Origin of the sequence: Paraburkholderia sp. GV068 (assembly GCF_003058125.1) — a bacterium.
In the GTDB taxonomy this organism is placed as follows: Bacteria; Pseudomonadota; Gammaproteobacteria; order Burkholderiales; family Burkholderiaceae; genus Paraburkholderia; species Paraburkholderia graminis.
The window spans coordinates 125,052-137,030 of record NZ_QBUB01000001.1; the positions used below are offsets into that span (position 1 = coordinate 125,052).

Consider the following 11,979-nt stretch of genomic DNA (forward strand, 5'->3'; position numbering starts at 1 on the left):
CCGTTCGATATTGCCGTCACGCCGCGGGGGAGCGATATCCTCCTGCTAGAGCGCCCGCGACAAAGCTGCCACGAGGGCAGTCGTTATAATGTTCGTTGGGTTGACGTATTCGTAACTTTGGAGCGTGTGCATGAAAATCCTGGTGCCAGTCAAGAGAGTGGTCGACTACAACGTGAAGGTCCGGGTCAAGTCGGACGGCACGGGCGTCGACATCGCGAACGTGAAGATGTCGATGAATCCGTTCGACGAAATCGCGGTTGAAGAAGCGGTGCGTCTGCGCGAAGCGGGCGTGGCGACCGAGGTGATCGCCGTGTCGGCGGGCGCGACGCAATCGCAGGAAACGCTGCGCACGGCGCTCGCCATCGGCGCGGATCGCGCGATTCTCATCGAGTCGAACGAAGAATTGCAGCCGCTGGCGGTCGCGAAGCTGCTGAAGGCGCTCGTCGACAAGGAACAGCCGCAACTGGTGATTCTCGGCAAGCAGGCTATCGACGATGACTCCAACCAGACCGGCCAGATGCTCGCCGCGCTGGCTGGATTGCCGCAGGCGACGTTTGCGTCGAAGGTTGTCGTCGCTGACGGCAAGGCGACCGTGTCGCGCGAAGTCGACGGCGGCGCGGAAACGCTGTCGCTCACATTGCCCGCCGTCATCACGACCGATCTGCGCCTGAACGAGCCGCGCTACGTGACGCTGCCGAACATCATGAAGGCGAAGAAAAAGCCGCTGGAAGTCGTCAAGCCCGAAGACCTCGGCGTCGATGTCACGCCGCGTCTAAAGACGCTGAAGGTCGTTGAGCCGCCGAAGCGCTCCGCCGGCGTGAAGGTGCCGGACGTGAAGACGCTGGTCGAGAAGCTGAAGACCGAAGCCAAGGTGCTTTAAGGAACGCGGGAGACAGGGCAAATGACGAATCTTGTAATAGCAGAACACGACAACGCATCGATCAAGGCCGCGACGCTGCACACCATTGCAGCCGCGCAGAAGATCGGTGGTGACATTCACGTACTGGTAGCAGGCCAGAACGCGCAGGCCGCAGCGGACGCAGCCGCGAAAATCGCGGGCGTTTCGAAAGTGCTGCTGGCCGACGCGCCGCAACTCGCCGAAGGACTCGCGGAAAACGTCGAGGCGACGGTGCTGAACATCGCGAAGGACTACTCGCATATCCTCGCGCCGGCTACCGCTTACGGCAAGAACATCGCGCCGCGTATCGCCGCCAAGCTCGACGTCGCGCAGATCAGCGACATCACGGCAGTCGATTCCGCTGACACCTTCGAGCGTCCGATTTACGCGGGCAATGCGATTGCGACGGTGCAATCGGCTGATCCGATCAAGGTCATCACGGTGCGCACCACCGGCTTCGACGCAGTGGCGGCTGAAGGCGGCAACGCATCGGTGGAAAAAATCGAAGCGGCGGCAGACGCGGGCATCTCGCAGTTCGTGAGCCGCGAAGTGACGAAGCTCGACCGTCCGGAACTGACGTCGGCGAAGATCATCGTTTCAGGTGGCCGCGGTCTCGGCAACGGCGAGAACTACACGAAGGTCCTCGAGCCGCTCGCCGACAAGCTGAACGCGGCGCTGGGCGCATCGCGCGCGGCGGTCGACGCCGGCTTCGTGCCGAACGACTATCAGGTCGGGCAGACCGGCAAGATCGTCGCGCCGCAACTGTATGTGGCCGTCGGCATTTCCGGCGCGATCCAGCATCTGGCCGGCATGAAGGACAGCAAAGTGATCGTCGCGATCAACAAGGACCCGGAAGCGCCGATTTTCAGCGTCGCCGATTATGGTCTCGTCGGCGATCTGTTCACGCTTGTGCCGGAACTCGTGAGCGAACTCGGCTGAGCGTGTTAGCGCCACATAAAGCCATCTGCAAAGCCGTTTAACGGCGTTTCGCAACGCATTGGCGACACAAGAAGGGCGCTGGACCGAACAAGTCCCGCGCCCTTTTTCCATCAGGCAGGAGGAGAACAGAAAATGAGCTATACGGCGCCCATCAAGGACATGCTGTTCGTGATGAAGGAACTGGCGGATCTCGAACAGATCGCGACGCTGCCGGGCTTCGAGGACGCGAACCTCGACACCGCTCAGGCCGTGCTGGAAGAGTCGGCGAAACTGTGCGGCGAGGTGCTGGCTCCGCTGAACGTCGAAGGAGATCGCAATCCGAGCAGTTGGAAAGACGGCGTCGTGACGGCGACGCCCGGCTTCAAGGAAGCGTTCCGTCAGTTTGCCGAGGGCGGCTGGCAAGGCGTGCAGCATCCTGTGGAGTATGAAGGCCAGGGGCTGCCGAAACTCATCGCCACACCTTGCGTTGAGATGTTGAACGCGTCGAATCTGTCGTTCGCGCTGTGCCCGTTGCTGACCGACGGCGCGATCGAGGCGCTGCTGACCGCCGGCACCGACGCGCAAAAACAGACCTATGTGCCGAAGCTCATTTCAGGCGAATGGACCGGCACAATGAACCTCACCGAGCCGCAGGCCGGCTCGGATCTCGCGCTCGTGCGCACGCGCGCCGAGCCGCAAGGCGACGGCTCATTCAAGCTGTTCGGCACGAAGATTTTCATCACGTGGGGCGAGCACGACATGGCGGAGAACATCGCGCATCTCGTGCTTGCGCGCACGCCGAATGCACCCGAAGGCGTGAAGGGCATCTCGCTCTTCATCGTGCCGAAGTTTTTGATCAACGAGGACGGTTCGCTCGGCGAGCGCAACGACGTGCATTGCGTGTCGATCGAGCACAAGCTCGGCATCAAGGCGAGCCCGACGGCCGTGCTGCAATTCGGCGATCACGGCGGCGCGATCGGGCATCTGATCGGCGAGGAAAATCGCGGCCTCGAGTACATGTTCATCATGATGAACGCGGCGCGGTTCGCCGTGGGCATGCAAGGCGTCGGCGTATCGGATCGCGCGTATCAGAAGGCGGCGGCCTATGCGAAGGAGCGCGTGCAAAGCCGTCCCGTCGACGGCTCCGCGAAACAGCCGGTGGCGATCATCGAGCATCCCGACGTGCGCCGCATGCTTTCGACGATGCGCGCGCTCACCGAAGCGTCGCGCGCGCTGGCTTATGTCGCGGCCGGGCATTGCGACATCGCGCATCGCCATCCGGACGAAGCCAAGCGCGCCGAACATCAGGCGATTTACGAGTTTCTCGTGCCCGTAGTGAAGGGCTGGAGCACGGAGTTGTCGATCGACGTAACCAGCCTTGGCGTGCAGGTGCACGGCGGCATGGGTTTCATCGAAGAGACGGGCGCCGCGCAGTATTACCGCGACGCTCGCATTCTGCCGATCTACGAAGGCACGACCGCGATTCAGGCGAACGATCTGATCGGCCGCAAGACGGTGCGTGACGGCGGCAAAGTCGCGAAGTCGCTGCTTGCAAGCGTTGCCGAAACCGTCGGATTGCTCGGCGCGCAAGAGGGTCCGGCGTTCCGATCGATGGAAAAGTATCTTGCAGAGGGGCAGCGCTCGTTGGGCGCGGTGGTCGATTTCGTCGTCGCGAACACGAAGGGCGATCCGAATGCCGTGTTTGCCGGCAGCGTGCCGTATCTGAAGCTCGCGGGCATTGTGCTGGGCGGCTGGCAAATGGCGCGTGCGCTGCTCGCGGCCGCTCAGAAGCGCGACGAAGACCAGCAGTTTTACGGCGCGAAGATCGCGACGGCGCAATTCTACGCGGAGCATGTGTTGCCGCTCGCGACCGCGCTGGAGGCGTCGATTGTCAGTGCGAAGGGCGGCGAGGGCGTGCTGGCGTTGTCCGCGGATCAGTTTTGATGCGGCGCGAAGTCTGAGGTCTTGCTGAGTAAACGAAAACGGCGCCTTGCAGCGTTAACTGAAGCGCAGGCAATTGGACATTGGTCCAATTTCTGCGGTCAGTTCGCAAGGCGCCGTTTGTCTTTTGGCGAGCCGGCTTGCGCTGTTACAGCCGGCTGGAAACGCGCCGAGCATGACCACGCCCGGCGCTAGAAGCTTCAGGCATAAGCCGGACGATGTGCAGCGCCGCTCTCGCCGAAATAGCGATGCACCGACAGGTCGTCTGCCTTGATCGCCGGCTGCTTGCCGGACATCACATCGGCGAGCAACTGGCCCGAACCGCACGACATTGTCCAGCCGAGCGTGCCGTGCCCCGTGTTGAGGAACAGGTTCGGCACGGGGGTGCGGCCGACGATCGGCGTGCCGTCCGGCGTCATGGGCCGCAGGCCGGTCCAGAAGCTGGCCTTCGACGTGTCGCCGCCGCCCGGGAACAGGTCGTTCACGCACAGCTCGAGCGTTTCGCGGCGCGCCTGGCGCAACGACTTGTCGAAGCCGACGATCTCAGCCATCCCGCCGACGCGAATCCGGTTGTCGAAGCGCGTAATCGCGATCTTGTAGGTTTCGTCGAGCACCGTGGAAACCGGCGCGGCGGCTTCGTTGACGATGGGCGCCGTAATCGAGTAACCCTTCAGCGGATAGACCGGAATCTTCACGAGGCCGGACAGAAATTTCGTCGAGTAAGAACCGAGTGCGACGACGAACGAATCGGCGCGTACCAATTCCTGGCCGCACTGCACGCCGGCGATGCGGTCGCCGGCCATGGCGAGCGCGTCGATCGGCGTGTTGTAGCGGAATTTGACGCCCATCTGCTCGGCCAGCGCGGCGAGACGCGTGGTGAACATCTGGCAGTCGCCGGTTTCGTCGCCCGGCAGGCGCAGACCGCCGGTGAGCTTGTGCGAGACCGCGGCGAGCGCCGGTTCGGCCTGAGCCAGTTCCGCCGCCGACAGCAGTTCGAACGGCACGTTGGCCTCGCGCAGCACGGCGATGTCTTTGGCCGCGCCGTCGAATTGCTGCTGCGTGCGGAATACCTGCAGCGTGCCGCCGGTGCGGCCTTCGTAGTGGATGCCGGTTTCGGCGCGCAGCGCTTGCAGACAATCGCGGCTGTATTCGGCGAGGCGGACCATGCGTCCTTTGTTGACCGCGTAGCGCGACGCCGTGCAGTTCTGCAGCATCTGCCACATCCATTGCAACTGGAACTGCGTGCCGTCGAGGCGAATGGCGAGCGGCGCGTGTTTCTGGAACATCCACTTGACGGCTTTCAGCGGCACGCCGGGCGCGGCCCACGGCGACGCATAGCCCGGCGAGATCTGGCCGGCGTTGGCGAAACTTGTTTCGAGCGCCGGGCCTGGCTCACGATCGATCACGGTCACTTCATGACCCGCGCGTGCGAGGTAATACGCGCTCGTTACGCCGACGACGCCACTGCCCAAAACGACGATTCGCATAGCTGCTCCAGATGATTCGCAAGATTTGCGGGCGTTGTGTTGTTCAGTTCGCTTCAATCGTTCGATTAACGACGTGAAACGCGGTACGCCCAGTGTTAAGCGCTATACTATTGGCGAGCTTGTAGGTTTTGTTATTGTATTTCTGCGATTTTCAGAATAAATACTATGCGCACCCAACGTCAGCCCGTTCGAACCCTCGATAAGCTCGATCACAAGATTCTTCGGCTGCTGCAGCAGGACGGCCGGATGGCCATGAAAGACCTCGCGGAACAGGTCGGGCTGTCGGTCACCCCGTGCATCGAGCGTGTGAAGCGCATGGAGCGCGACGGCGTGATCACCGGCTACTATGCGCGCGTGAATCCGGCCGAGCTGGGCGCGGCGCTGCTGGTGTTCGTCGAAATCACGCTCGACCACAAGAGCGGCAACATGTTCGACCAGTTTCGCCGCGAGGTGCAAAAGATCCCCGAAGTGCTCGAGTGCCATCTCGTGTCGGGAGACTTCGATTACCTGATCAAGGCGCGCATCGGCGAGATGGCCGATTACCGTAAGCTTCTCGGCGACATCCTGCTTCAGCTTCCGGGCGCGGTGCAGTCGAAAAGCTATGTGGTGATGGAAGAGATCAAGGAAACGCTGACCATTCCGGTCGGGGATGAAACCACGCGCTAGGCTCGTTGCACGGGGCTCGACAAACGGCGTAAACACTGTATATTTATACAGGTGTTTTGCGCCGTTTTGTTTGCCCTGTTCACTTGTCCAGCCAGCCGTGACCGAGCCCGATTTGCCTTCCGCTGCCGAGTTTCCAATCGCGCCGCCGGTGCCCCGCAAGGGGCGCGGCGCGGTCACGAACGTGCAAGGCCGTTACGAGGTCGACCAGCGGGAAGCGGTGGACGACGGTTGGTTAGCCACGCCGGAAGAAGGTGAAGCGCCGAAGGCGCTGCGCACCCAGGTGTTCGAGGAAAGGGCGAAAAGCATTCTTACTCGCAACGCGTCGCCGGACATTCCGTTTAGCGTGTCGCTGAATCCCTATCGCGGATGCGAGCACGGCTGCATTTATTGTTTTGCGCGGCCCACGCATAGTTATCTCGGCCTCTCGCCGGGGCTCGACTTCGAAAGCCGCATTTATGCGAAGGTGAACGCGCCCGAGCTGCTTGAGCGCGAGCTGTCGAAAAAGTCTTATGAGCCGGAGCCCATTGCGCTCGGCGTCAATACCGACGCGTGGCAGCCTGCAGAACGCGAGTGGCGGCTCACACGGCGCGTCGTCGAGATTCTGAGCGAGCGTAATCATCCTTTTGCGGCGATTACGAAATCGTCGCTGATCGAGCGTGACCTGGATCTGCTTGCGCCCATGGCGGCTCGCGGGCAATTCATGGCGGCCATTACCATCACGACGCTCGACGCCGGCATTGCGCGCACGCTCGAACCGCGCGCGGCTACGCCGTCGCGGCGCTTGCGCACGATCCGCACGCTGAGCGAAGCGGGCATTCCGGTCGGGGTGAGCATTGCGCCAGTGATTCCGTTTGTCACGGAGCCGGACATGGAGCGCGTGCTCGAAGCGTGTGCGGAAGCCGGCGCCAGCAACGCGAGCTATATCGTGCTGCGCCTGCCGTGGGAAGTCGCGCCGCTGTTCAAAGACTGGCTGGCCGCGCATTTTCCCGATCGCGCCGAACGGGTCATGGCGCGTGTGCGCGATATGCGGGGCGGCAAGGACTACGACTCGTCTTTCTCCACCCGAATGAAGGGGGAAGGCTTGTGGGCCGATCTGCTCAAGCAGCGATTCCACAAGGCGGTGCGCCGTCTAGGGCTGAATCAGCGCGACCGCGGCATTCTGGATATGTCGCACTTCAAGCGTCATGAGGTGCTGCGGAGGCAGGCCGCGAGTGGCGATAATCCGCAGCTCGATCTTTTTTAGCCGATGGTGCGTGTAGTGCGCGTGGTCCTTCTGCTATTGCGACAGCGCCTTCGCCGCCTGGACTTGGCCTTCGAAGTAGGTCTGGAAGGAAATGGCGAGACCGGTCATCAACAGAAACGCGCCGATCAGCAGCGAAAAGATCACCACGAAGATCACCGTCCACCCGGAGCGGCTTTGTCGCTGTGTGTGCGCGTTGAATTGCCGATCCCACTTTTCGTCCGGACGCAGACCGTAGACGATCGCGGCGAGAAACGCGGCCAGAAGCGAAACGGCGCCGGGGAATGCGAGCACCCAGCCGAGTATCGAAGAGCGTTCGCTCGCTACCAGCAACATCGCGCCGGGAATGCCGATTACGGTGCCGAGCACGTGGGCCCAGCCGTAGACGTCGCGCGGACCGTACAGATAAAAGCGATGCGCGCCGAGGCTGCCCAGAAAAAACGCCAGCGCGGCGGTAATCGTTTTGGATCGGAAGTAAGTCGAGGTCGAAGCAGACGTGGACATGTGGGCGTGGGTAACGTGATGGGCAGCGCGAACTGACGGGCAAAGACGGCAGCGCGGACGGATGGTCGAAAGCTGTGGTGCAAATGAGCGGTGAATTGTTGGCCGCGAACCGTCGCGCATTCTACGCCGCCCGCGGGCGACCGGTCACGTGGCGTAGAGCCTCAGGCGGCGGGGGGGGCTGGCAAGGCGGGGGCGTTGCCGTGTTCTTCGGCGGCGGTTGCAGGTGCGGCATCGCCGAGGGCTTCAGCGTTGGCGTTGGCGTCGACATCGGCAGCGGCCACCGTTGCGGCATCGCCGGCTTCACACCGGCAGCGGCACGCCCGGCCCATGCGTCTTAGCCTGCCCCGGGCACATCCGTCCGCGTGACGTCCCGGACCGCGACCACAAGCCCCGAGCCGCCCGGCGCCAGGGTAGCCGCTCAAGGCACCGAGTACGTGACGCGGTAAATGGCGCCGGCGTAGTCGTCGCTGATCAGCAGCGACCCGTCTGGCAGCGGCAACACGTCGGCGGGGCGGCCCCACACGGTTTCTCCCGGCTGAAGCCATCCCTCGGCGAAAACCTCCTGCCGCACGTGGCTGCCGTCCGGCTCCGTCACGACTCTTACTACGCGGTAGCCGGACTTCTTACTGCGGTTCCAGGAACCGTGCTCGGCAATGAAAATGTTGTGGCGGTAGTCGGCCGGGAACATCGAGCCGCTATAAAAGCGCATGCCGAGCGCGGCGACATGCGCGCCCAATTTGACGACCGGTGGCGTGAATGCGCTGCACGGATGGCCCGCGCCGAATTGCGGGTCGGCTACCGCGTCGGCGTGACAGTACGGAAAGCCGAAATCGAGACCGGCGCGCGGGGCGCGGTTGAGTTCGTCGTCGGGTACGTCGTCGCCTAGCAGATCGCGGCCGTTGTCGGTGAACCAGAGTTCGTGCGTCGCCGGATGCCATGCGAAGCCGACAGAGTCGCGTATGCCGCGCGCGACCACCTCGTAATGGCTGCCGTCGGGGTCCATGCGGCCGATCATCGCGTAGCGGTCGCGATCTTTCAGGCAGACGTTGCAGGGTGCGCCTTGCGGGACGTAAAGCTTGCCGTCCGGGCCGAAAGCAATGAATTTCGCCCCGTGATGAGTCTCGGCTGGCAATTTGTCCGTAACGACCGCCGGCTGCGGCGGCGCGCTCAGGCGCGTGTCGATCGAATCGAAGCGTAAAATTCGCGACACCGCCGAAACGTACAACGCGCCGTCGTGCCAGGCGACGCCGACGGGGGCCTCGAGACCCGTGGCCACGATATGTCGGGCGGCGACTCGCGCACCTTGCAGTTCGAGCGCATAGACGTGGCCGTCGAGGCTGCCTATATAGAGAATGTCCTTTGGCGACAAAGCCATCGCGCGTGCGCTCGGTACTGCGTCCGACAAGACTTCGATATGAAAGCCCGGCGGCAGTTTGATGCGCTCCACAGGCGGCGCGGCCAGGGCGCTGCACGCGACGACGGCCAGCAACGCGCCCACCGCGCTGCCAAAACCGCGGAAACCACGAAAACCGCGCGGACGGCAAACGGATGCAGGCCGGCGGGCGGAAAGGATGCGAAACAGCGCGGTTTGCAGCAGAGATTTCACAGGCATTCCGTCAGGTCCTCCATGTGTTTGCGCCAGCTTGCGCGCCCGCGCTGTCGGGGCGGCGCACCCCGATTGCTCAGTTTATCCGGGTAAGTGTTTGTTATGGCGTCGGTTTCCCGCTATAATCGCGTGTTTCAGTCGTTCCGAACCCCGGTTTTCAAGGATTCTAGTATGGTCATCATCCGCTTGGCTCGTGGCGGCTCCAAGAAGCGCCCGTTCTACAACATCGTCGCAACCGACTCGCGTAACCGTCGTGACGGCCGCTTCATCGAGCGCGTTGGCTTCTACAACCCGGTCGCTACGAAGGGCGAATCGCTGCGTATCGCTCAAGATCGCCTGACGTATTGGCAAGGCGTTGGCGCACAACTGTCGCCGACCGTCGAGCGTCTCGTGAAAGAAGCGCAAAAGGCGCAGCCGGCTGCTTAATGGTAGCTCGCATGCGTATCGTCGTCGGTTTGGCCGGCGGCTCGCGCGACCCGCGTGAGCAGTCCGATGCGCAAAATGTTTTGCCGAAACAGGCGTCGAAGTTCGCAGCAAGGCTCAATCTGAGGTCCCGTCATGTCTGAGCGTGATTCCGGCAGTTCAGGTCGCGTAAAGGCAGCGGAAGCGGCTACACAGCCCGCTAAAGAGGCGAGCCCGCGCGCAAAGACGCCTGCTCAGGCGCCGTTCGGTGCATTCGTCCGCAAGTCGGGCGAGCGGGCCGGCGGCAAGGCGAAAGCCAATGTTGAAAACGCCGGTTCCGAGGCAGCAGCAATGCGCGCGGAAACGGCGGAGAGTTGGCCGGCCGACGCGGTCGAAGTCGGTGCAGTCGTCGACGCTTACGGCCTCAAAGGCTGGGTCAAGGTGGCCGCGCATGCGGACGCCGGGCATGGCGGCGACGCTTTGCTGAGCGCTAAGCGCTGGTGGCTCATGAAAGGCCGCGAGCGCCAGTCGGCGCCGTCGCTGCAAGCCAAAACGCATAGCGACAGTGTCGTGGCCCTTCTGGGCGGCGTCGCTGACCGCGACGCGGCGCTGGCGCTGCGCGGCTCGCGCGTCTATGTGAGCCGCAGCGAATTTCCGGCGCTTGAAGCCGACGAATTCTACTGGGTCGACCTGCTCGGCCTGGACGTGGTGAACCTTGCCGGCGTCAACCTGGGCAAGGTTGCAGACATGATCGACAACGGTGCGCATTCGGTGCTGCGCATCGAATACGCAGCGGCCGACAAAACCGGCAAGCCGGGCACGGCCGAGCGCTTGATCCCGTTCGTCGGCGTGTTTGTCAAAACGGTGGACCAGACGGCGAAGCAGATCATCGTCGACTGGGAAGCCGACTATTGATAGTTCAGCAAATCGAGTTCGCTACAACGGAGAGAGCGATGCAGTTCGATGTCGTCACGCTCTTTCCCGAAATGTTTCGCGCGCTGACCGACTGGGGCATTACCAGCCGGGCAGCAAAGCAGCAGCGCTATGGGTTGCGTACGTGGAATCCGCGTGATTTCACCACGGACAACTACCGCACAATCGACGATCGCCCGTACGGCGGCGGCCCCGGCATGGTCATGCTGGCCAAGCCGCTTGAAGACGCGATCGGTGCAGCGAAGGCTGCGCAGGCGGAGCAGGGCATCGGCGCCCCGCGTGTCGTGATGATGTCGCCGCAAGGCGCCACGCTGAATCACGAACGTGTGATGAAGTTCGCCGCCCAGCCTGGTTTGATTCTGCTGTGCGGTCGCTACGAGGCGATCGACCAGCGTTTGCTCGACCGGGTTGTCGACGAAGAAATCAGTCTCGGCGACTTCGTGCTGTCGGGCGGCGAGTTGCCCGCCATGGCGTTGATGGATGCAGTCGTGCGCCAGTTGCCCGGCGTGCTCAACGATTCGCAGTCGGCGGTACAGGACAGTTTTGTCGATGTGCTGCTCGATTGTCCGCACTACACGCGGCCTGAGGAATACCACGGCGTGCGTGTGCCCGATGTGCTGCTCGGCGGCCATCATGCGGAGATCGAAGCGTGGCGTCGGCGGGAAGCCTTGCGCAATACGTGGCACAAGCGGCCCGATTTGATCGTCAAGGCCAGAAAGAACAAGATGTTGAGCCGTGCCGACGAGGCATGGCTTGCAAGTCTCGCGAAGGAAGAGCCGAAGGCGTAAAGCCCCGGCCTTTCGAGCGGACACCAGGCGGCGCCGCACATGCGTGTTCGGCGCCTGATGTGAACCCATCCTCTATCGGGGCCGTAGCCGCGCATATCGATGCAAGGCAGGTACGAACGCCGACAAGATGGACTTAGGAGTCAGTGATGAATCTGATTGCAAAACTCGAGCAGGAAGAAATCGCGCGCGCCCTCGGCGAGAAGACCATTCCCGAATTCGCTCCCGGCGATACGGTGATTGTCAGCGTGAACGTGGTTGAAGGTACGCGTAAGCGTGTCCAGGCTTACGAAGGCGTCGTCATCGCCAAGCGTAACCGTGGTCTGAATTCGTCGTTCATCGTCCGCAAGATTTCGTCGGGCGAAGGCGTCGAGCGTACGTTCCAGACGTACTCGCCGCTGCTGGCTAGCATCGTCGTCAAGCGTCGTGGCGATGTGCGTCGTGCAAAGCTGTACTACCTGCGCGAGCGTTCGGGCAAGTCGGCTCGAATCAAGGAAAAGCTGGTCTCGAAAGACCGCGCTGCTTCGCAAGCGTAACTGCTGTAAGAAAAAGCACCCCTCGCGGGTGCTTTTTTGTTTGCCAGGTCAAAATAGCGGCAT

The 11,979-nt window shown here is 62.7% G+C and carries 13 protein-coding genes; 10 read left to right on the forward strand and 3 right to left on the reverse strand.

All coding sequences use genetic code 11. From position 1 onward, the window contains the following. Nucleotides 1–130: 130 nt before the first annotated feature. The 3 genes from C8K18_RS00590 (at nucleotide 131) to C8K18_RS00600 (ending at nucleotide 3,760) form a co-directional block, all read left to right on the forward strand. Nucleotides 131–880 (forward strand): electron transfer flavoprotein subunit beta/FixA family protein, encoded by a 750-nt coding sequence (locus C8K18_RS00590; RefSeq protein ID WP_029967885.1) that lies wholly within the window; start codon nucleotides 131–133, stop codon nucleotides 878–880. Nucleotides 881–901: 21 nt separating this feature from the next. Next, the gene (locus C8K18_RS00595; RefSeq protein WP_107706412.1) at nucleotides 902–1,837 is read left to right on the forward strand and encodes an electron transfer flavoprotein subunit alpha/FixB family protein; all 936 of its coding nucleotides are present in this window, start codon (nucleotides 902–904) and stop codon (nucleotides 1,835–1,837) included. Between the two features lie 132 nt (nucleotides 1,838–1,969). After that, nucleotides 1,970–3,760 (forward strand): acyl-CoA dehydrogenase, encoded by a 1,791-nt coding sequence (locus C8K18_RS00600; RefSeq protein ID WP_107706413.1) that lies wholly within the window; start codon nucleotides 1,970–1,972, stop codon nucleotides 3,758–3,760. Nucleotides 3,761–3,957: 197 nt separating this feature from the next. On the opposite strand, the gene C8K18_RS00605 is transcribed toward C8K18_RS00600, so the two are convergent. After that, nucleotides 3,958–5,301, reverse strand: coding sequence for a D-amino acid dehydrogenase (locus tag C8K18_RS00605; protein WP_374710183.1), 1,344 nt, complete (start codon nucleotides 5,299–5,301; stop codon nucleotides 3,958–3,960). Between the two features lie 108 nt (nucleotides 5,302–5,409). Here C8K18_RS00605 and C8K18_RS00610 point away from each other — a divergent pair, with 108 nt between their 5' ends. Continuing rightward, a complete protein-coding gene (locus tag C8K18_RS00610; protein ID WP_006050274.1) occupies nucleotides 5,410–5,910 on the forward strand; it encodes an Lrp/AsnC ligand binding domain-containing protein in 501 nt (166 codons plus the stop codon). A gap of 97 nt (nucleotides 5,911–6,007) precedes the next feature. Then, a complete protein-coding gene (locus tag C8K18_RS00615; protein ID WP_258196037.1) occupies nucleotides 6,008–7,153 on the forward strand; it encodes a PA0069 family radical SAM protein in 1,146 nt (381 codons plus the stop codon). A gap of 33 nt (nucleotides 7,154–7,186) precedes the next feature. Here the strand turns inward: C8K18_RS00615 and C8K18_RS00620 are convergent, their stop codons facing one another. Continuing rightward, nucleotides 7,187–7,654, reverse strand: a complete 468-nt coding sequence (locus C8K18_RS00620) for an NINE protein (RefSeq protein ID WP_006050276.1) — start codon at nucleotides 7,652–7,654, stop codon at nucleotides 7,187–7,189. Between the two features lie 418 nt (nucleotides 7,655–8,072). Beyond that, nucleotides 8,073–9,260: a PQQ-dependent sugar dehydrogenase gene (locus C8K18_RS00625; RefSeq protein WP_375135803.1), complete on the reverse strand. Its 1,188-nt coding sequence runs from the start codon at nucleotides 9,258–9,260 to the stop codon at nucleotides 8,073–8,075. 171 nt (nucleotides 9,261–9,431) lie between these two features. Here C8K18_RS00625 and rpsP point away from each other — a divergent pair, with 171 nt between their 5' ends. The 5 genes from rpsP (at nucleotide 9,432) to rplS (ending at nucleotide 11,916) form a co-directional block, all read left to right on the forward strand. Continuing rightward, nucleotides 9,432–9,686, forward strand: a complete 255-nt coding sequence (gene rpsP, locus C8K18_RS00630) for a 30S ribosomal protein S16 (RefSeq protein ID WP_006050280.1) — start codon at nucleotides 9,432–9,434, stop codon at nucleotides 9,684–9,686. Nucleotides 9,687–9,697: 11 nt separating this feature from the next. Then, complete coding sequence (locus tag C8K18_RS33535; RefSeq protein ID WP_258196038.1) at nucleotides 9,698–9,826, forward strand: hypothetical protein; 129 nt, start codon at nucleotides 9,698–9,700, stop codon at nucleotides 9,824–9,826. Continuing rightward, on the forward strand, nucleotides 9,819–10,577 hold the full coding sequence (gene rimM / locus C8K18_RS00635; RefSeq protein ID WP_107706416.1) for a ribosome maturation factor RimM: 759 nt from the start codon (nucleotides 9,819–9,821) through the stop codon (nucleotides 10,575–10,577). Before C8K18_RS33535 ends, rimM begins: the two co-directional genes overlap by 8 nt. Nucleotides 10,578–10,615: 38 nt before the next feature. Further along, entirely contained in the window at nucleotides 10,616–11,383 is a 768-nt protein-coding gene (gene trmD / locus C8K18_RS00640) for a tRNA (guanosine(37)-N1)-methyltransferase TrmD (RefSeq protein WP_107706417.1), read from the forward strand. Between the two features lie 146 nt (nucleotides 11,384–11,529). Continuing rightward, complete coding sequence (rplS, locus tag C8K18_RS00645) at nucleotides 11,530–11,916, forward strand: 50S ribosomal protein L19 (protein ID WP_029967865.1); 387 nt, start codon at nucleotides 11,530–11,532, stop codon at nucleotides 11,914–11,916. Nucleotides 11,917–11,979 lie beyond the last annotated feature (63 nt).

What these genes read in the sequence shown, in the direction of transcription:
- rpsP (WP_006050280.1), top strand. Translation starts at nt 9,432, where the DNA reads ATGGTCATCATCCGCTTGGCTCGTGGCGGCTCCAAGAAGCGCCCGTTC.
- rimM (WP_107706416.1), top strand. Translation starts at nt 9,819, where the DNA reads ATGTCTGAGCGTGATTCCGGCAGTTCAGGTCGCGTAAAGGCAGCGGAA.
- C8K18_RS00610 (WP_006050274.1), top strand. Translation starts at nt 5,410, where the DNA reads ATGCGCACCCAACGTCAGCCCGTTCGAACCCTCGATAAGCTCGATCAC.
- C8K18_RS00595 (WP_107706412.1), top strand. Translation starts at nt 902, where the DNA reads ATGACGAATCTTGTAATAGCAGAACACGACAACGCATCGATCAAGGCC.
- C8K18_RS00600 (WP_107706413.1), top strand. Translation starts at nt 1,970, where the DNA reads ATGAGCTATACGGCGCCCATCAAGGACATGCTGTTCGTGATGAAGGAA.
- C8K18_RS33535 (WP_258196038.1), top strand. Translation starts at nt 9,698, where the DNA reads ATGCGTATCGTCGTCGGTTTGGCCGGCGGCTCGCGCGACCCGCGTGAG.
- trmD (WP_107706417.1), top strand. Translation starts at nt 10,616, where the DNA reads ATGCAGTTCGATGTCGTCACGCTCTTTCCCGAAATGTTTCGCGCGCTG.
- rplS (WP_029967865.1), top strand. Translation starts at nt 11,530, where the DNA reads ATGAATCTGATTGCAAAACTCGAGCAGGAAGAAATCGCGCGCGCCCTC.
- C8K18_RS00620 (WP_006050276.1), bottom strand. Translation starts at nt 7,654, where the DNA reads ATGTCCACGTCTGCTTCGACCTCGACTTACTTCCGATCCAAAACGATT.
- C8K18_RS00590 (WP_029967885.1), top strand. Translation starts at nt 131, where the DNA reads ATGAAAATCCTGGTGCCAGTCAAGAGAGTGGTCGACTACAACGTGAAG.